General features: G+C 55.2%; 20 protein-coding genes. 15 read left to right on the top strand and 5 right to left on the bottom strand.

Features of this window, described 5'->3' with window-relative positions:
• Entirely contained in the window at positions 1-354 is a 354-nt protein-coding gene (locus tag RCF31_RS15300; protein WP_299458849.1) for a gamma-glutamylcyclotransferase family protein, read from the top strand.
• A 54-nt stretch (positions 355-408) separates the two neighbouring features.
• On the opposite strand, the gene ppa is transcribed toward RCF31_RS15300, so the two are convergent.
• From ppa to RCF31_RS15315, 3 genes are all read right to left on the bottom strand, one after another.
• A complete protein-coding gene (gene ppa / locus RCF31_RS15305; protein ID WP_031376399.1) occupies positions 409-939 on the bottom strand; it encodes an inorganic diphosphatase in 531 nt (176 codons plus the stop codon).
• 100 nt (positions 940-1,039) lie between these two features.
• Positions 1,040-1,489 (bottom strand): DUF441 domain-containing protein, encoded by a 450-nt coding sequence (locus tag RCF31_RS15310; RefSeq protein WP_208716608.1) that lies wholly within the window; start codon positions 1,487-1,489, stop codon positions 1,040-1,042.
• Between the two features lie 72 nt (positions 1,490-1,561).
• On the bottom strand, positions 1,562-1,975 hold the full coding sequence (locus tag RCF31_RS15315) for a lysozyme inhibitor LprI family protein (RefSeq protein ID WP_416411536.1): 414 nt from the start codon (positions 1,973-1,975) through the stop codon (positions 1,562-1,564).
• Positions 1,976-2,148: 173 nt separating this feature from the next.
• Here RCF31_RS15315 and RCF31_RS15320 point away from each other — a divergent pair, with 173 nt between their 5' ends.
• Together RCF31_RS15320 and RCF31_RS15325 are read left to right on the top strand one after the other, a co-directional pair.
• The gene (locus tag RCF31_RS15320) at positions 2,149-3,708 is read left to right on the top strand and encodes a methyl-accepting chemotaxis protein (RefSeq protein ID WP_416413266.1); all 1,560 of its coding nucleotides are present in this window, start codon (positions 2,149-2,151) and stop codon (positions 3,706-3,708) included.
• Between the two features lie 111 nt (positions 3,709-3,819).
• Positions 3,820-4,497, top strand: coding sequence for a hypothetical protein (locus tag RCF31_RS15325; protein WP_299458857.1), 678 nt, complete (start codon positions 3,820-3,822; stop codon positions 4,495-4,497).
• Here the strand turns inward: RCF31_RS15325 and fbp are convergent.
• Positions 4,488-5,495: a class 1 fructose-bisphosphatase gene (gene fbp, locus RCF31_RS15330; protein ID WP_299458859.1), complete on the bottom strand. Its 1,008-nt coding sequence runs from the start codon at positions 5,493-5,495 to the stop codon at positions 4,488-4,490. The two genes, RCF31_RS15325 and fbp, sit on opposite strands and share 10 nt — an antisense overlap.
• Positions 5,496-5,663: 168 nt before the next feature.
• Here fbp and mpl point away from each other — a divergent pair, with 168 nt between their 5' ends.
• Positions 5,664-7,019 (top strand): UDP-N-acetylmuramate:L-alanyl-gamma-D-glutamyl-meso-diaminopimelate ligase, encoded by a 1,356-nt coding sequence (gene mpl, locus RCF31_RS15335; RefSeq protein WP_084877080.1) that lies wholly within the window; start codon positions 5,664-5,666, stop codon positions 7,017-7,019.
• A gap of 71 nt (positions 7,020-7,090) precedes the next feature.
• Here mpl and yjgA read toward each other — a convergent pair whose 3' ends face one another.
• Positions 7,091-7,633: a ribosome biogenesis factor YjgA gene (yjgA, locus tag RCF31_RS15340; protein WP_084877075.1), complete on the bottom strand. Its 543-nt coding sequence runs from the start codon at positions 7,631-7,633 to the stop codon at positions 7,091-7,093.
• 116 nt (positions 7,634-7,749) lie between these two features.
• Here yjgA and pmbA point away from each other — a divergent pair, with 116 nt between their 5' ends.
• The 11 genes from pmbA (at position 7,750) to RCF31_RS15395 (ending at position 17,224) form a co-directional block, all read left to right on the top strand.
• A complete protein-coding gene (gene pmbA, locus RCF31_RS15345; RefSeq protein ID WP_299458862.1) occupies positions 7,750-9,090 on the top strand; it encodes a metalloprotease PmbA in 1,341 nt (446 codons plus the stop codon).
• A gap of 69 nt (positions 9,091-9,159) precedes the next feature.
• Positions 9,160-9,546: a cytochrome b562 gene (cybC, locus tag RCF31_RS15350; protein WP_313686217.1), complete on the top strand. Its 387-nt coding sequence runs from the start codon at positions 9,160-9,162 to the stop codon at positions 9,544-9,546.
• Positions 9,547-9,868: 322 nt separating this feature from the next.
• A complete protein-coding gene (locus RCF31_RS15355; protein ID WP_244989108.1) occupies positions 9,869-10,132 on the top strand; it encodes a glycine dehydrogenase in 264 nt (87 codons plus the stop codon).
• A 25-nt stretch (positions 10,133-10,157) separates the two neighbouring features.
• Positions 10,158-10,514: an SFCGS family glycine-rich protein gene (locus RCF31_RS15360; protein ID WP_084877066.1), complete on the top strand. Its 357-nt coding sequence runs from the start codon at positions 10,158-10,160 to the stop codon at positions 10,512-10,514.
• A 2-nt stretch (positions 10,515-10,516) separates the two neighbouring features.
• Positions 10,517-10,816, top strand: a complete 300-nt coding sequence (locus tag RCF31_RS15365; RefSeq protein WP_416411537.1) for a DUF4312 family protein — start codon at positions 10,517-10,519, stop codon at positions 10,814-10,816.
• A gap of 27 nt (positions 10,817-10,843) precedes the next feature.
• Positions 10,844-11,620 (top strand): DUF4311 domain-containing protein, encoded by a 777-nt coding sequence (locus RCF31_RS15370; protein WP_299458873.1) that lies wholly within the window; start codon positions 10,844-10,846, stop codon positions 11,618-11,620.
• A 12-nt stretch (positions 11,621-11,632) separates the two neighbouring features.
• Complete coding sequence (locus RCF31_RS15375; protein ID WP_299458875.1) at positions 11,633-12,274, top strand: DUF4310 family protein; 642 nt, start codon at positions 11,633-11,635, stop codon at positions 12,272-12,274.
• A 42-nt stretch (positions 12,275-12,316) separates the two neighbouring features.
• Positions 12,317-13,450: an amidohydrolase/deacetylase family metallohydrolase gene (locus RCF31_RS15380; protein WP_299458877.1), complete on the top strand. Its 1,134-nt coding sequence runs from the start codon at positions 12,317-12,319 to the stop codon at positions 13,448-13,450.
• Positions 13,434-14,555, top strand: a complete 1,122-nt coding sequence (locus RCF31_RS15385) for a DgaE family pyridoxal phosphate-dependent ammonia lyase (RefSeq protein ID WP_299458879.1) — start codon at positions 13,434-13,436, stop codon at positions 14,553-14,555. Before RCF31_RS15380 ends, RCF31_RS15385 begins: the two co-directional genes overlap by 17 nt.
• Positions 14,552-15,289 carry a 2-dehydro-3-deoxy-phosphogluconate aldolase gene (gene dagF / locus RCF31_RS15390; protein WP_416411538.1) on the top strand — a complete coding sequence of 246 codons (738 nt, stop codon included), beginning with the start codon at positions 14,552-14,554 and terminating at the stop codon, positions 15,287-15,289. The genes RCF31_RS15385 and dagF overlap by 4 nt, the downstream gene beginning before the upstream one ends.
• Positions 15,290-15,313: 24 nt before the next feature.
• On the top strand, positions 15,314-17,224 hold the full coding sequence (locus RCF31_RS15395; RefSeq protein WP_416411539.1) for a BglG family transcription antiterminator: 1,911 nt from the start codon (positions 15,314-15,316) through the stop codon (positions 17,222-17,224).
• Positions 17,225-17,297 lie beyond the last annotated feature (73 nt).

The following is a 17,297-nucleotide window of genomic DNA, read 5'->3' on the forward strand; positions in this document are numbered from 1 at the left end:
ATGCGAATAATTGTCTACGGCAGTTTACGGCGCAAACAGGGAAACAGTCACTGGATGACGAATGCGCAATGGCTTGGTGACCACCAGATTGAAGGGTACGAACTCTACAATCTCGGTCACTATCCCGGCGTGATTGAGGGTGAGGGCAATGTCTTTTGCGAGGTCTATCGCATCGACGCCATCACCCTTGGCGAATTGGATGCCCTGCGCACCAAAAATGGCGAATACAAACGCCAGTTAATCCAGACGCCCTTCGGCAGCGCCTGGCTGTACGTTTACCAGCGTCCGGTTACCGGTCGCACGCGCATCATCAGCGGTGACTGGTTGCAGCGTGATGACGAATCAGAAGCATAAATAAAAACACCGTCCAGTTGGACGGTGTTTTTTTATGCGCGAGGGGCAGCAGAATTATTTCTTCTGTGCGCGCTCGTAAGAAGAGATGATCTCGGCTTTGGCTGCTTCGGCGTTATCCCAGCCGTCAACTTTAACCCATTTGCCTTTTTCCAGATCTTTGTAGTGCTCAAAGAAATGGGTGATCTGTGCACGCAGCAGTTCCGGCAGGTCGTTCACATCTTTGATGTGATCGTACTCTTTGCTCAGCTTAGTGTGCGGTACGGCAACCAGTTTGGCATCTTCACCGGATTCGTCGGTCATTTTCAGCACGCCAACCGGGCGGCAACGGATCACAGAACCCGGCTCCAGCGGATACGGGGTCGGCACCAGTACGTCAACCGGGTCACCATCCAGAGACAGGGTGTGGTTGATGTAACCGTAGTTGCACGGATAGAACATGGCGGTAGACATGAAACGGTCTACAAACAGGGCGCCAGACTCTTTGTCCACTTCATATTTGATCGGATCGGCATTTGCCGGGATCTCGATGATGACATAGATATCTTCTGGCAGATCTTTACCTGCGGGCACCTGGTTCAAACTCATCTGGCTTTCCTTCATTAGTCGTAAGTTGAGTGTCGGCTATTATAGCCAACTGACTCTGAAAGTATGCCCCCTTTTTGGCGTTTCGGAATGGTCCAGCCGCTTACTTCGCCGCCACAAACAACGAGACGATACCTGCGGCAATTAATGGTCCGACCGGAACCCCGCGGAAGAAGGCCACACCAATCACCGTACCAATCAGTAAGCCGCCAATCACTGAAGGTTGTGCGCTCATAAAATGCACGCCACGACCGCCAAGCCAGGCGACAAACACCCCCACCAGAATGGCCACAATCGATTGCCAGTTAGCGAACGACTTAATCAGCGAGGAAGCCGGCAGCGAGCCGCTGGCCAGCGGGGCCATCACCGCCACCGTAAGAATGATGATACCGAGCTGAATGCCTTGCTTTTCCACATAAGGGAAGAATTGTGCCAGCGGGGTAATTTTGATCACCAGCAGAATCAGAATCGAGATAGTGACAGCGTTGTTATGAACGAAATAACTGAGCACAGCGAGGCAAACCAGAATAATGGTGGAGGCATAAGCAGCCATGATTTCTCCCAGAGGATTGAAGGGGCACTGGCAACGACCAGCGCGAAGCGGTTTTTTTACCACCCCCATTTATCAACAATCATCGGGATTGGCGCAACTGCCTTTGTTAATTGATTGCAGCATCAGCGCCTGATTGCGCACCAGATTCACGCCCTGTGCCCCCAGCGAAAGCGATGCCATCGTGCCCTGGCTGGCAGAGAAGACACTCTTGCTGGCATCCAGCCAGCTGTCACGGTAAGCCAGCCAGGCGCGTTGTGCGCTGCGTAATTTGGCTTTAGGTTCACCGGTTAATTTTTTCATTGCCTGCTCGTATTGCTGATTCATCTCCTGATCCCATGCTTTATTTGCATTGTCGTAACATTGCGTGAGCGCGGCAGTGCTGGATTCCTTATTCAGACACTGCTGTAACTTCTGGTCGATCGCATTTTCCTGCGCTGTCGCATAACTGCTCAGTAACAGACAGGCAACCGGGAACACTTTATACATCGTGATATTCCTTATTCGGGATGAAAGTGACTTTAGCAATTTTTAAGAGAGGGTGATCATCAGCCCATTGACCATCAACAGTGGTTAAAGTTTAGCAAAGTGACTGCCGATAACTTATCCGTTTTAGGGCTGCTGGATTTCTGCCTTTTTTCATACACACGGGTACTATCATGATCAAAAATTTATCAATACGGACCGGTTTACTCGCTTTACTCGCTTTTATGACATTGTTGCTGCTGGCGGTCAGCACCCTGGGCATTTACGCCATCAACGCAGGCAATCAGTCGCTGGATGTTATCAATCGCATCCAGGGCGTTGAACTCAATAGCCTGTACCAAAGCAATGCAGACCTGATGCGCGCTCGTGCCAGTGGCGCTTTGGCGGTGCGCAAGATCGAAATCGGCCTGCTGGATGAGGGCGCGGCAGTGACGAAACAGGCGCAGGCTGATGTCGCCACTTCGCAGCAGCACCTGAAGGATTTTGTCGATGCCGGTACGGTGACAAAACAGGGTAAAGCGCTGGCGGATGCAGTGGCCGCCAGCTTTGCTGCCTACCTGCAACAGGGCATCACGCCGATGATGGATGCGTTGCAGAAGCAATATACCGATGAATATTACACGGTGCTCGAGGGCAATCTTTCGACGCTGGCCGCCAATTACGCCAAAGCAGTGCAGGATTTCAGCCGCTATGCCGATCAGGTATCAGCCGAGCGACTGGCCCAGGCGGCGCGCAACGAAATACAGATGAAAGTCCTGATTGGCATCGCGGTGCTGATGACAGTACTGATGATTGTGCTGGCATGGCAGCTGCTGCGTCGTTTGTTACTGCGCCCGCTGGAGGGGGCGATCGGGCATCTGCAACAGGTTGCGGAGGGGGATTTATCGCAGGCACTGCCAGCCACCGCCAATAACGAGCTGGGCCGACTGAATCAGGCGCTGGCCGCCATGCAACTGGCCTTGTGTGATTCGGTCAGCCAGGTTCGCGAAGCCAGCCTGCAAATTGATGTTGGCAGCCGTGAACTGTCGGCAGGTACCGTGCATTTGTCGCAGCGTACCGAGGAATCTGCGGCCTCGCTGGAGCAGACCGCTGCCAGCATGGAGCAGCTCACCGCGACGGTACGCCTCAATGCCAGCAACGCGCATCAGGCGCACCAACTGGCAAACAGCGTCTCGGACACAGCTGATCGCGGTGCCGAAGTGGTGTGTTATGTGATGGAGAAGATGCGGGAAATCACCCACAGTTCTGACCGTATCGCCGATATTCTCAGTGTGATTGATGGTATCGCCTTCCAGACCAATATCCTCGCGTTGAATGCTTCTGTGGAAGCGGCGCGCGCCGGTGAGCAGGGGCGTGGTTTTGCCGTGGTGGCCAATGAGGTGCGAACCCTCGCGGGTCGCAGCGCCACCGCCGCCAAGGAGATTCGTGAGTTGATTAGCGAATCCCAGGTTCGGGTGAAAGAAGGCAGTGAAATGGCCACTCAGGCGGGCGAAACCATGGATGAGATCTCCAGTGAAGTGATGCGCGTGACCGCGTTGATGAAGGAGATTTCGGTAGCATCCGAGGAGCAGAGCCGTGGTATTGAGCAGGTCAATCAGGCGGTGACGCAAATGGATGAGGCGGCACAGCAGAACGCCGCACTGGTGGAAGAAGCCAGCGCCGCGACGCAATCGCTGGAAGCGCAGTCACAGCAGTTGCAGGCTTCTATGGCGCAGTTTCGTATAACGACGGTGTAAATTAAAATCGTGTCTGTAGCGGCGCGATAAATGGTGCCGCTACAAAATGATACGATCATCATTACTGATATTCTGCTACGTTAATCAGGGTAAAATATCAAGGAGATGATAATGAATCCTGCCGTAGTCGAACATATAGATACGTTATTAGCTGCTATCCAGGCCCATCCGTTTTATACCCTGCTCCTGCTGGTGCTCTTTCCGGTTCTCGGCATGCTGAAAAGTATGTTTTCCGATATTAAGGGTGAACATATCTTCAAAAACTCATTAAATAATCGGATAAAATTTGTTGCCAGCCAGCTGGATAACGAGTTTCTGAGTAATGAGGATCGCAGCCGTTTGGCGCAGCAATATATTCAGCTGGTCAACCAACGAATGTATGGTATTGAGAATCGCCATATTCAGGATGAAGTGATAAAGATTATCGACCGCTCCAGTGAAATACGCAGTAATAAATACTTTGTGATGCACCGACATTATCTCAGCGTGAATGTTGAGGGTGAGCTGTTTATTAACCCTAAAAAGATCAGGGAACGTTATATCGAAGCATTTTGTTTGGTAGGCGTCGGGGTGGCGATTATTTTCTTTGCTATCTTTGTCGGTATCCGTGCTGAAGTTCCCGGATTACTTTTCCTGGTTGTCGGTATGATTTTATACATACTGGGCCTGGGACATTTCCCGGTCGGGAAACTGGGGCGCAGGAGAGCAGAGAAAGAAATCGAAAATTATTACCAGCAACAAAAAGCCCGCATTGAGCGGGCTTCCGTCATCGAGGCCAATCAGCCCTGACGATCTTCCGGGAACTCGCGCAGGAAGCGCTCGACGTCATCTACCATGGCGTCGTTGCCGCAGAAGAACGGGCAACGCTGGTGCAGGGTCTCTGGCTGGATATCCAGGATACGGTTTTTACCGTCGCTGGCTTTACCGCCTGCCTGCTCAGCCAGGAAGGCCATCGGATTGCATTCATACAGCAGGCGCAGCTTACCTTTCGGATGGCTGGCGGTGCTTGGATAGAGATAAATGCCGCCTTTCAGCAGGTTACGATGGAAGTCAGCCACCAGAGAGCCGATGTAGCGCGAGGTGTAAGGACGGTGAGTGGCGATATCCTCTTCCTGGCAGAACTTCAGGTATTTTTTCACGCCCTGCGGGAAACGAATGTAGTTACCTTCGTTGATGGAGTAGGTGTAGCCCTTCTCCGGGAAGGTCATACGTTCGTGGCTCAGGCAGAACACCCCCAGTGACGGATCGTAGGTAAAGGCGTGCACGCCCACACCGGTGGTGTATACCATCATGGTGGATGAACCATACACCACGTAACCTGCGGCAACCTGCTTGCTACCCGGCTGCATAAAATCAGCTTCGGTAACCGGGGTGCCCGGCGGGGATACACGGTGGTAGATCGAGAAGATGGTACCAACGGAAACGTTAACGTCGATGTTGGAAGAACCGTCCAGCGGATCCATCAACACCACATATTTGCCGTGCTCCACTCCTTCGAAGATGACGAACTCATCTTCCTCTTCGGAAGCGATACCCGCCACAATGCCGCGTGCTTTCAGTGCTGCTTTCAGCTTTTCGTTGGCGAACAGGTCCAGCTTCATCTGCTGCTCACCCTGTACGTTTTCCACGCCGCTGGCACCGAGAATATCCACCAGACCCGCTTTGTTGATATCGCGGTGGATAATTTTCGCACCCAGCTTGATGGCTGAAATCAGCGCCGTCAGTTCACCTGTGGCGTGAGGAAAGTCGTGTTGCTTCTCGACGATAAATTCGCCTAACGTTTTCATAACACATTCCCTGAATCTACGATGGAGTGGCAGCAGCTCTAACAAACTGCCAACGTATGCGTACGCAGTTTAGCCGATTGAACTTTAAAAACCATAGTCCTAATCCGTTTCTTCCACCTGCACTCGGCGTTACACTGTGCGCCGAACTTTTGAGTAATGGATCTCTTTATGCGCATTCACATCCTTGGGATTTGTGGCACTTTTATGGGCGGTCTGGCGATGCTGGCGCGCTCACTTGGCCACGAAGTGACCGGCTCTGACGCCAATGTCTATCCGCCAATGAGTACCTTGCTGGAGCAGCAAGGCATTGAATTAACGGAAGGTTATGATGCCAGTCAACTTGATCCCGCCCCGGATCTGGTGATCATCGGCAACGCCATGACGCGCGGCAATCCCTGTGTGGAAGCAGTGCTGGAACGTAACATTCCTTACCTCTCCGGCCCGCAGTGGCTGCACGATTTCGTGCTACGCGATCGCTGGGTGCTGGCCGTGGCCGGAACCCACGGTAAAACCACGACAGCTGGCATGGCAGCGTGGATTCTTGAGGCTTGTGGCCTTGAACCGGGCTTTATTATTGGTGGTGTGCCAGGAAATTTCGATGTTTCGGCAAAATTAGGAAAAAGCCCGTTCTTCGTCATTGAGGCGGATGAGTACGACAGCGCCTTTTTCGACAAACGTTCCAAGTTTGTGCATTACTGCCCGCGCACACTGATCCTCAACAATCTGGAATTCGATCATGCGGATATCTTTGACGATCTGCGTGCCATCCAGAAACAGTTCCATCATTTGATCCGCATCGTACCGGGCCAGGGTAAGATCCTGCTGCCGGAACACGATCATAACCTGAAGCAGGTGATGGCGATGGGTTGCTGGAGTGAGCAGGAAACGGTGGGTGACAACGGTCACTGGCAGGCGAAAAAACTGACGCCAGATGCCTCACGCTGGGAAGCCTGGCTTGATGGTGAGAAAGTGGCGGAAGTGAACTGGGGCCTGGTGGGTGAGCACAACATGCACAATGGCCTGATGGCGATGGCCGCCGCACGTCATGTGGGGGTGAAACCGGACGATGCCGGTGAAGCGCTGGGGCGCTTTATCAATGCGCGCCGCCGCCTCGAGCTGCGTGGCGACGTGAACGGCATCAAGGTTTATGACGATTTTGCCCATCATCCAACGGCGATCCTCGCCACCCTGGCCGCGCTGCGCAGCAAAGTGGGGGGCACGGCGCGTATTCTGGCGGTGCTGGAACCACGTTCGAACACCATGAAAATGGGCGTCAGCAAGAATGAACTGGCACCGTCACTGGGACGTGCCGATGAAGTGTTCCTGTTCCAGCCGCACCATATTCCGTGGCAGGTTGCCGATGTGGCGGATGCCTGCATCCAGCCTGCTCACTGGAGTGCCGATATCGATACGCTGGTAGAAATGGTGGCGAAAGTCGCGCAGCCAGGTGATTCGATTCTGGTAATGAGTAACGGTGGCTTTGGCGGTATTCATCAGAAACTGCTGGAGCGTCTGGGGCGGTAATCCGTAGCGGCGCGATTCATCGCGCGTCTGTAAACCCTGCGCGATAAATCGCGCCGCTACGTGATACGAAATTAAGCCTCTGCCAGTTCGCGCAGATACTGGAAAATCTGACGTGCCGCTTTTGGTGGTTTGTTCGCCGCTTTTTCTTTCTGCGCATTGCGAATCATGCTGCGCAGCTGCTGGCGATCGGCCTGCGGATAGAGGTTAACCACCTCGGCCATCACATCATCACCCTGCTCAATCAAACGATCGCGCAAATTCTCCAGCTTATGGAACAACGCTACCTGCTGGTTATGGCGGTTTTTCAGTTTGTCCAAAGCCAGACGAATCGGTTCCACATCACGGGCGCGCAGCATCTTACCGATCAGCTGCAACTGGCGGCGACGGCCTTCTTTCTTGATACGCTGCGCCAGTTCAATGGCGGCACGTAAATCTTCGTCGAGTGGAATCTTGTCGAGGGAATTTTTCCCCAGTTCGACTAACTCGGCACCCAGGCGCTTCAGCTCCTCGGCATCGCGTTTAATTTCGCTTTTGCTGACCCAGATAATCTCTTCGTCTTCTTCTTCCTGATTATCCGGCACATCATCGAGCCAGTCTTCGGGCTGCTTGGTCATCTCTTGGCTCCCTAAAAAAAAGAGGCTAATCCTACCAGTTTATCGGGGGACTGCGAAATTGTTCTCTGAGTCTGATAGACTCAAAATATTCATACATAAGATTAGACGGCAGGTCGATGAACGTATCTACTCAGGTTGCAGAACAACGTAAAGTGTTGGAACAGGCTGTCGCACAGGCGCTGGAACTGGCGAAAGCCAGCACCGATGGCGCGGAAGTGGCGGTCACCAAAACTACCGGGATTGGTGTCAGTACCCGCTACGGCGAAGTGGAAAACGTCGAATTCAATAGCGATGGCGCGCTCGGCATCACCGTTTATCATCAGAATCGTAAAGGCAGTGCGTCTTCTACCGACCTCAGCCCGGATGCCATCAAACGCACCGTGCAGGCGGCGATCGATATTGCCCGTTACACCTCCGCCGATCCTTATGCCGGTCCGGCGGATCGCTCCCTTCTGGCGTTCGACGCCCCGGATCTCGATCTCTACCATCCGTGGGAGATCGACGCCGATCGCGCGATTGAACTGGCGGCGCAGGCGGAACAAGCCGCCTTACAGGCCGATAAACGCATCACCAATACCGAAGGCGGCAGCTTCAACAGCCACGTCGGTATCAAAGTATTCGGCAACAGCCACGGCATGTTGCAGAGCTACTGCTCCAGCCGCCATTCGCTTTCCAGCTGCGTGATTGCAGAACAAAATGGCGAAATGGAGCGTGATTACGCTTACACCATTGGCCGTGATATTCACGATCTGCAAAGCGCTGATTGGGTCGGGGCAGAATGCGCACGCCGCGTGTTGTCACGCCTGTCGCCGCGCAAGCTTTCCACCATGAAAGCACCGGTGATTTTCGCCCCGGAAGTGGCAACGGGCCTGTTTGGTCACTTGGTGGGAGCCATCAGCGGCAGCAGCGTGTACCGCAAATCGACTTTCCTGCTCGATGCGCTGGGCACACAGATCCTGCCGGAATGGCTGACCATCGAAGAGAAGCCGCACCTGCTGAAAGGCCTGGCCTCGACGCCATTTGATAGCGAAGGGGTACGTACCGAGGCGCGTGACATTATCAAAAATGGTGTGCTGCAAAACTGGCTGATGACCAGCTATTCCGCGCGTAAGCTTGGCCTGCAAAGCACCGGCCATGCGGGTGGCATTCACAACTGGCGCATTGCCGGTCAGGGCCATAGCTTTGACGATTTGATCAGGCAGATGGGTCGTGGCCTGGTGGTGACGGAACTGATGGGTCAGGGTGTCAGCGCCATTACCGGCGACTATTCACGTGGTGCGGCCGGTTACTGGGTGGAGAACGGTGAAATCCAGTATCCGGTGAGCGAAATCACCATCGCCGGTAACCTGAAAGATATGTGGCGCAACATGGTGACTATCGGCAACGATATTGAAACCCGCAGCAACATCCAGTGTGGATCGGTGCTGCTTCCGGAGATGAAGATCGCCGGGCAGTAATGACATCGCTTCCTGAAGGCAGCCCGCAAGGCTGCCTTTTTTATCTCCACAATAATAAAGGAATGAACGATGCGTAAGCATGTGATTGCAATGTTGTCTCTGTCGCTGTTGTTCTCCAGTGCCAGCCTGTATGCGGCTGATCTGGAGCAGGATATGCATACTTTGAATGATGGGCTGAAAACGGTGAAAAAAACCTCCGATGCCCAGGAAATGCAAACCGCGCTCGGCAAGATGCGCCAGGCGGCGGAGGATGCGAAAAAATCCACGCCGGAAAAGCTGGAAGGTCAGCCTGCTGATAGCGCTCAGATCAAGGATTTCCACGCCGGACTGGATTCGCTGATCGCCCAGATTGATGTGGTGGATCAACTGGCTCAGGCCAACAAACTGGACGAGGCTAAAACCGAAGCGAAGAAACTGGAAGATATTCGCAACGCCAACCATAAGAAATTCCGCTGACAGCCAGGCCAGCCATCTGGCTGGCCTTATTCCTGGGCATAACCCGCCCGATTCTGCCGTACATTCCCATCATTCTGTGCGAAATGTGATGTATTTTGCACCGTTCATGCATCATGCGATCTGGCGCACAGTTGCCAGCATGATTTCCACTTTGAGGTGGAAAAGATGCGTCTCCACACCGTTTTGAGGAAAGCGTAATTTATTTTCAACGCGAATTAACGGTCATTGTCCGCTGTAAACAGGAGTGAGCCAGGTGAGTAGTGAAGCAGTTCCGCTGAAACAGAGCACGCCGGAAGCGATTCAGGCGCTGGCGGATAACGTGATGACGCAGATTGCCGCGCTGTATGCGGCGCACCACATCGAACCCAATGCGGTGCAGCAGCAAATGCTGACCTCACACGTGCGAGCCATGGCCTCGCGCTCCCTCACCGGGGAAGCCTTACCGGAAGTGGAAGCGGAGCTATTTGAGGATATCTCGCCCGAGACGATGGCGCTGGCGCAGCAGGTGGTGGATCTGTTCGGCAACCTGCCACGCGAAGAGGCGTGGTTATTGTCGGTACACATTGAAGTTGCAAGGTCGAATTAGTCAGAAATTTTAAGAGGAATTGAACATGGTAACAGTAGTGATTGGCGATCGTCTGGGTAAAGGACAAAAAGTGGCGGCAGGTGTCGAGAAAGCCGGTGGCCGTGCGGTAGTGGTGCCGGGTGTGGCGGCGGATATGAAGCTGGGCGACGTGATGAAAGCGGAAAACGCCGACTTTGGCATCTCCTTCTGCGGCAGTGGCGGCGCAGGTGCCATCACCGCACAGAACAAATATGGCTATAAAGCAAAACATGGCATGCGTTCGATTGATGAAGGCGTTACGGCGATCAACGAAGGTGCCACGGTGCTTGGCTTCGGCTTTATGGACAAAGAAGAGCTGGGTGAACGGCTGGTGCAGGCCTGGACGAAAAAACACGGCAGCTAAGCATGAAACAACAATACGTGACTCAGGTGATGGTAAAGGGAACCGGTGACACAAAAGCCAAAGCCTTTGCCGATGCCCTGAGCCGGGTGCAGCAGCAGGTGCTGCGCACCACACAAAAGATTCTGTTGCGCATTGAACCCCAGGATGTTCGGGTGCTGCGCGCGCAGGAGCGCGTCAAGACGGAGAAATTTTTGTTCTTTTTCCTTGCGCGTGAGCGACGGAACTACAGCGTCGAGCTGGAGATTACCGTCAGCGTCACCGTGATCGATACCGAGCAGGTTGAATTCACGGCGGCACCTTAACAACAGACGAAAAACAAAGGTAAGCGCATGTTTTTAATTATTTTGTTTAAGTCGTTAATCATTGGCGGGTTGGTTGGTGTTGGCGTCGGAGCAGGTGCCGCGCGTATGTTTCACGCACCGACCACACAGGGCATGGGCGCGTTCCGCACGTTGGGCGAACTTAACTCCTGTGAAGGCGATCCAGCATCGCACTTCTCCTTTGGTCTCGGCTTTTTCTTTAACGCCTGGGCTTCATCCGTGGCGGCAGGGTCCTTCACACAAGATGTTGACCATCGCATCCTGCCCAACTGGGGCGCGGCGGCACTGATGGTGAAAAACCGCAACGTGGCAGAAACGCTCCACGACCCGAAAAAGATGGCCATTGCCTGCGGCATCATCGGCATGATCGTGGTGGCTTTCCTCAACAGCACCGCCTCGGCCGTACCCGCTGCGTTGCAGGTCACCGCAGTCAAAGTCCTGGTTCCCGCAGCCAATTTGCTGGTGAACACCGTGATGCCGGTGATTTTCTGGCTGGCGGCGATTGATGCCGGTAAGAAATCGGGCTTCTGGGCCACCATTTTTGGCGGTCTGGCGCAGCTGATCATGGGTAACGCCGTACCAGGTCTGGTACTGGGCATCCTGATCGGTAAAGGGGTAGAGGAGAGCGGCTGGAACAAAGTCACTAAAGTGATGATGACCGCCATCGTGCTGCTATTCGTGCTGAGCGGCTTCTTCCGCGGCTTCGACATGAAACTGCTGCAATCCTTCCAGCTTGGCATTCCTGGCTGGCTGGACATGATCCACAACAGTCTCAGCGGCAAATAAGGAGCCATCAGCATGAACGAAAACAAAGGGTTCTGGTACGCCGACTGGTCTTTCCCGATTTTTGTCGGCCTGCTATCCGCCGGGGTGTTTGCCGGTACGCATATGTACTACCTGTACGGCATTGGTGCCTTTAACGAAGTGGCGTTTGTTTCGATGTTGCGTTCCGGCATGGAAACCGGCGTCTACGGTGCGGTCGCGGCCTTTGGTGCCAGCTTCCTGTTTGCCCGCATCATTGAAGGTTCGCTGGTGGGGATTCTCGACATCGGTGGGGCGATTCAGACCGGTATCGGCCTCGGTGTTCCGGCACTGCTGCTGGGCGCAGGGATTGTCTTTCCGGTAGCGAACTTTGCTGCTTCGCTGGCAACCGGCCTGGTGCTGGGTCTGGCGGTGGGCTACATCATCATCCTGGCGCGTAAGTTCACCATTAATCAGAGCGACTCCACCTACGGAGCCGATGTGATGATGGGGGCCGGCAACGCCTCTGGTCGCTTCCTGGGTCCGTTGATCATCCTGTCGGCGATGACCGCCTCGATTCCAATCGGTCTCGGCGCGCTGGTGGGTTCCCTGCTGTTCTATCTGTGGAACAAACCGATTACCGGTGGCGCGATCCTCGGTGCCATGGCGCTGGGTGCTATCTTCCCGGTGTCTCTCTGATGTGATGGGCGGCCCCGGAGTGGGCCGCGCTAAGGAGTAGGTATGTTTGATTTGATTTTGCGCGGTGCGCGTTTGTGCGACGAACAACTGGTCGATATCGCGTTGCAGGACGGCAAAATCGCCGCAGTGGGCGTGGTAGCGGGCGCGGCCTTGCAGGAGCGCGATCTGGCCGGGCGTTATTACGTTAGCGCAGGCTGGATCGACAGCCATGTGCACTGCTATCCGAAATCACCAATTTATCATGACGATGCGGATGCCATCGGTGTGACGCAGGGCGTCACCACGGTGGTCGATGCAGGCAGCACCGGTGCTGATGATATCGACGATTTTTATCAGCTGACACGCCAGGTCACCACCGACGTGCGTGCGCTGATCAACATCGCCCGCACCGGCATTGTCACGCAGAACGAACTGGCCGATATGGCGCAGATTGACGGCGAAGCGGTGGTGCAGGCGGTGCAGCGTCGCCCGGATTTTATTGTTGGCCTGAAGGCGCGCATGAGCAGCAGCGTGGTAGGCGAAAACGGCATCCAGCCGTTAATCCGCGCCAAAGCCATTCAGCAGGCTGCTGGTCATCTGCCGCTGATGGTGCATATCGGTAATAACCCGCCGGTGCTGGAAGAAATCGCCGACCTGCTGACTTCCGGCGACATCATCACCCACTGCTACAACGGTAAACCCAACCGTATCCTCACGCCGCAGGGCGAACTGAAGGCGGCAGTGAAAAACGCCATCGCGCGCGGTGTGCGGCTGGATATCGGCCACGGCAGCGCCAGCTTCAGCTTTGAGGTGGCCCGCCAGGCGATTGCCCGGGGCATTCTGCCCGACACCATCAGCTCGGATATTTACTGCCGCAACCGCATCAACGGGCCGGTGCACAGCCTGGCACACGTGATGTCGAAATTTTTCAGCATCGGTATGACGCTGGCGCAGGTAATCGACTGCGTGACCTGGAAAGCCGCTGAAGGGCTGCGTCTGGCGCACAAAGGGCGGCTGGCTGTGGGCTATGACGCCGACCTGACCATTTTTACCGTCAAAGAAGAAGCCCGCCCGTTCGTCGATGCGGAAGGCGAACAGGTACTGGGTGAACAACATGTGTTACCACTGGCCGCCGTGGTGGCGGGCCAGTGGTATCTGACTGATGAAGGGAAAACCAATCATGTCTTCGATTTATGAAAAATATGGCCTGAAACAGGTCATTAATGCCTCCGGCCGCATGACCATTCTCGGCGTATCAACACCGGCAGCGGATGTGGTGGATACCGTGAAATACGGCCTCAACCACTACTTTGAGATGAAAGATCTGGTTGATAAGACCGGCGCGTATATTGCGCAGCTGTTGCAGGTGGAGAATGCGGTGGTGGTGTCCTGCGCCTCGGCGGGGATTGCGCAGAGCGTGGCGGCGGTGATCGTCAAAGATAACGCCTGGCTGCTGGAGAACCTGCATGCCGCACCGTTGAGCGTGCCGCACGATATCGTGGTACCGAAGGGGCATAACGTCAATTTTGGCGCCCCTGTGGGCACCATGGTCGCGCTGGGGGGCGGACGGCTGGTGGAAGCAGGCTACAGCAACGAATGCTCGCCAGAACAGCTGGCAGCCGCGATTACGCCGACCACAGCCGCACTGCTGTACATCAAATCACACCATTGCGTGCAGAAAAGCCATCTCAGCGTCGAACAGGCGGCAGTGGTGGCACGTAAACACGGCATTCCGTTGATTGTCGATGCCGCAGCTGAAGAAGATTTGCAGTGCTATTACCAGATGGGTGCTGACCTGGTGATCTACAGCGGCGCGAAAGCGATTGAAGGGCCGACCAGCGGGCTGGTAATTGGCCGCACGCAATACGTTGAATGGGTGAAACGTCAGAGTAACGGTATTGGTCGCGCCATGAAGGTGGGCAAAGAGGGTATCCTCGGTCTGACCCAGGCGATTGAAAACTATCTGGTGCAGGAAAAAACCACGGGCGCGCAAATGGTGGAAAAAATGACGCCGTTTATCGCCAACCTCAACACCCTGAAGGGCGTGAGTGCACGGGTGGTATGGGATGCCGCCGGACGTGACATCGCACGCGCCGAGATTAAGTTTGACGAAGCCCAGACCGGCTGGGGCACCGGCGAGCTGGTACAGGCGCTGAAAACCGGCGTTATCGCCATCTACTTCCGCGGCTACAAAGCCAACGAAGGCATTATTGAAGCCGATGTGCGCAGCGTCAGCGCCGATCAGCTGCATACCATTTTTACCGCCATTCAGGCATTGCTCAATGGAGAGAAACAGGCATGACTCTGACACCGAATTTTTATCAGGGCCGTTTGTGCCTCAATGTGCTGGCGGGTTCAAAGCAGAATGCGCGCGACATCTGGCAGGCGGCGGAAGGCCATGTGCTGGTGGGCGTATTATCCAAAAACTACGCCACCACCGAAGCGGCCATTGACGATATGCGCGAGTATGCTGCGCTGATTGATAACGCCATTTCCGTCGGGCTGGGTGCCGGAGATCCCAATCAGTCGGCGATGGTGAGCGCGATTGCGGCAGCGATTCAACCGCAGCACGTTAACCAGGTGTTTACCGGCGTCGCCACCAGCCGTGCGCTGCTCGGGCAGAACGAAACCGTGGTCAACGGGCTGATTTCGCCCACTGGCACGCCGGGTCTGGTAAAAATCTCTACCGGACCGCGCAGTGCCCAGGGGCCAGATGCCATCATACCGATCGCTAGTGCCATCGCGCTGCTTCAGGATATGGGTGGCAGCTCGGTGAAGTATTTCCCGATGGGGGGACTGAAAGCGGTGGATGAATACCGTGCCGTGGCGGAAGCCTGTGCGCGTCATGACTTCTGGCTGGAACCGACCGGCGGTATCGATCTCAGCAACTTTGAGGAGATCGTGCGCATTGCGCTGGAGGCGGGCGTCACTAAAGTGATTCCGCATGTCTATAGTTCCATTATCGACAGCGCGACTGGCGACACGCGCATTGACGATGTCCGTCAGCTTCTGGCAACGTGCAAAAAGCTGTTGTAACAAATAAGTAACAGGTGAAGCCCCTTGAGATTCCCTAACCAGCGTCTGGCCCAGCTTTTCGCTGCGCTGCAAAATGAAACCTTGCCGCAGGATGAGCTGGCGCGCCGTTTCTCCATCTCGACGCGCACGGTGCGTACCGACATCACGGCACTGAATGCGCTGCTGGCGCAGCACGGCGCGCAGTTTGTGCTGGCGCGTGGCGCGGGGTATCAGCTGAAAGTGGATGATGCACGGCGTTTTGGTCAGTTGCAGGCACAAACCGCCGCGCCGCTGCGCGTGCCACGTACCTCGCCGGACCGCGTGCGTTATCTGCTCAGCCGCTTCCTGACGGCGGCGTATTCGCTCAAGCTGGAAGATCTGTCGGAAGAGTGGTTTGTCAGCCGCGCCACGCTGCAAAGCGATATGGCTGAAGTACGTGAATGGCTGGGGCGCTATCACCTGAATATCGAAACCAAGCCACGCTACGGCATGAAACTGTTTGGTAGCGAGGCGGCGATTCGCACCTGCCTGACCGACCTGCTGTGGCAGATCGATCAGGACACGCCGGATAGCCCGCTGTTGACGGTGGAAGCACTGCACAGCGGGATGCTGGAGCAGCTGCAACCGCTGTTGCAGCAATGCTTTGCCCATCACGCGATTCGTCTGAGCGATGAAGGTGAGCGCTATCTGCAAATCTATTGCGCGGTGGCGGTGCGGCGTATCAGCGAAGGCTTTCCGCTAAACGACCCCGGTGCCGAAGATGTGGGAGAAGAGGTGCGTGAAGCGGCACACCAGCTGGTTGAGCTGATGCTGCCGCTGGTCGGCAAACCGATTTCACAGGCGGAAGAGAACTGGCTGCGCGTCAATATCGCCGCCCGCCAGATTCAGGCGCTGGCACCCAGCACCATTAACGCTGACGATGCCGATGCGCTGGTGGATTACCTGCTGAGTTATATCAACACCCACTACAACTACCGCCTGCAACAGGACGAGCAGCTGCGCGCCGATTTGCTCACCCATATTAAAACCATGATCACCCGGGTGCGTTACCAGATCCACATCCCTAACCCGTTGCTGAACAACATCAAGCAGCATTATCCGATGGCCTACGACATGACGCTGGCGGCGGTTACCAGTTGGGGCAAATATACGCCGTACACCATCAGCGAAAACGAAATCGGTTTTCTGGTGCTACACATCGGCGTGGGGCTGGAGCGCCATTATGACGTGGGCTATCAGCGCCATCCGCAGGTGCTGCTGGTATGCGATAGCGGTAACTCCACGCTGCGGATGATTGAGGCGCTGCTGCTGCGTAAGTATCCGCAATTACAGGTGACGGCGCGCCTGTCACAGCGTGAATATGAGGCGCTCGATTTTATTGAAGAAGATTTTGTTATCTCCACCGCGCGGCTTAAAGAGAAAAACAGCCCGGTGGCGGTGATGTCGCCGTTTCCCACCGAATTCCAGCTGGAGCAACTGGGCAAACTGGTGCTGGTGGACCGCACCCGTCCTTACATGCTGGAGAAATACTTCGACGCGCAACATTTTCTGGTGGTGGATCAGCCGATGACGCAATCGGCATTGTTTCGCCAGCTGTGTAACCAGCTGCAACGGGAAGGCTATGTCGACGACGATTTTTATCCGTCAGTTGAGGAGCGCGAAGCGATTGTCAGCACCATGCTGGGTGAGGGAATAGCGTTACCACACTCGCTGGGGTTGCTGGCGAAAAAAACCGTGGTCTACACCGTGCTGGCTCCGCAGGGAATTAGCTGGGGCGATGAAACCGCCTCGGTGATTTTCCTGCTGGCGATCAGCAAAAGCGAATATGAAGAGGCGATGGCGATTTACGATTTGTTCGTCACCTTCCTGCGCGAACGGGCAATGACGCGGCTGCGCGATTCTGGCGATTTCGCCAGCTTTAAGGCAGTGGCGATGGATTGCCTCAGTCGCCTGTAGCGGCGCGGTTTATCGCGCAATGCGTATTCACACCCATTCGTAGCGGCGCGATTTATCGCGCGTTTTTTGCCCT

Origin of the sequence: Pantoea sp. App145, assembly GCF_047947045.1 — a bacterium.
In the GTDB taxonomy this organism is placed as follows: Bacteria; Pseudomonadota; Gammaproteobacteria; order Enterobacterales; family Enterobacteriaceae; genus Pantoea.

What these genes read in the sequence shown, in the direction of transcription:
- RCF31_RS15300 (WP_299458849.1), top strand. Translation starts at nt 1, where the DNA reads ATGCGAATAATTGTCTACGGCAGTTTACGGCGCAAACAGGGAAACAGT.
- ppa (WP_031376399.1), bottom strand. Translation starts at nt 939, where the DNA reads ATGAGTTTGAACCAGGTGCCCGCAGGTAAAGATCTGCCAGAAGATATC.
- RCF31_RS15310 (WP_208716608.1), bottom strand. Translation starts at nt 1,489, where the DNA reads ATGGCTGCTTATGCCTCCACCATTATTCTGGTTTGCCTCGCTGTGCTC.
- RCF31_RS15315 (WP_416411536.1), bottom strand. Translation starts at nt 1,975, where the DNA reads ATGTATAAAGTGTTCCCGGTTGCCTGTCTGTTACTGAGCAGTTATGCG.
- RCF31_RS15325 (WP_299458857.1), top strand. Translation starts at nt 3,820, where the DNA reads ATGAATCCTGCCGTAGTCGAACATATAGATACGTTATTAGCTGCTATC.
- fbp (WP_299458859.1), bottom strand. Translation starts at nt 5,495, where the DNA reads ATGAAAACGTTAGGCGAATTTATCGTCGAGAAGCAACACGACTTTCCT.
- mpl (WP_084877080.1), top strand. Translation starts at nt 5,664, where the DNA reads ATGCGCATTCACATCCTTGGGATTTGTGGCACTTTTATGGGCGGTCTG.
- yjgA (WP_084877075.1), bottom strand. Translation starts at nt 7,633, where the DNA reads ATGACCAAGCAGCCCGAAGACTGGCTCGATGATGTGCCGGATAATCAG.
- pmbA (WP_299458862.1), top strand. Translation starts at nt 7,750, where the DNA reads ATGAACGTATCTACTCAGGTTGCAGAACAACGTAAAGTGTTGGAACAG.
- cybC (WP_313686217.1), top strand. Translation starts at nt 9,160, where the DNA reads ATGCGTAAGCATGTGATTGCAATGTTGTCTCTGTCGCTGTTGTTCTCC.
- RCF31_RS15355 (WP_244989108.1), top strand. Translation starts at nt 9,869, where the DNA reads ATGACGCAGATTGCCGCGCTGTATGCGGCGCACCACATCGAACCCAAT.
- RCF31_RS15360 (WP_084877066.1), top strand. Translation starts at nt 10,158, where the DNA reads ATGGTAACAGTAGTGATTGGCGATCGTCTGGGTAAAGGACAAAAAGTG.
- RCF31_RS15365 (WP_416411537.1), top strand. Translation starts at nt 10,517, where the DNA reads ATGAAACAACAATACGTGACTCAGGTGATGGTAAAGGGAACCGGTGAC.
- RCF31_RS15370 (WP_299458873.1), top strand. Translation starts at nt 10,844, where the DNA reads ATGTTTTTAATTATTTTGTTTAAGTCGTTAATCATTGGCGGGTTGGTT.
- RCF31_RS15375 (WP_299458875.1), top strand. Translation starts at nt 11,633, where the DNA reads ATGAACGAAAACAAAGGGTTCTGGTACGCCGACTGGTCTTTCCCGATT.
- RCF31_RS15380 (WP_299458877.1), top strand. Translation starts at nt 12,317, where the DNA reads ATGTTTGATTTGATTTTGCGCGGTGCGCGTTTGTGCGACGAACAACTG.
- RCF31_RS15385 (WP_299458879.1), top strand. Translation starts at nt 13,434, where the DNA reads ATGTCTTCGATTTATGAAAAATATGGCCTGAAACAGGTCATTAATGCC.
- dagF (WP_416411538.1), top strand. Translation starts at nt 14,552, where the DNA reads ATGACTCTGACACCGAATTTTTATCAGGGCCGTTTGTGCCTCAATGTG.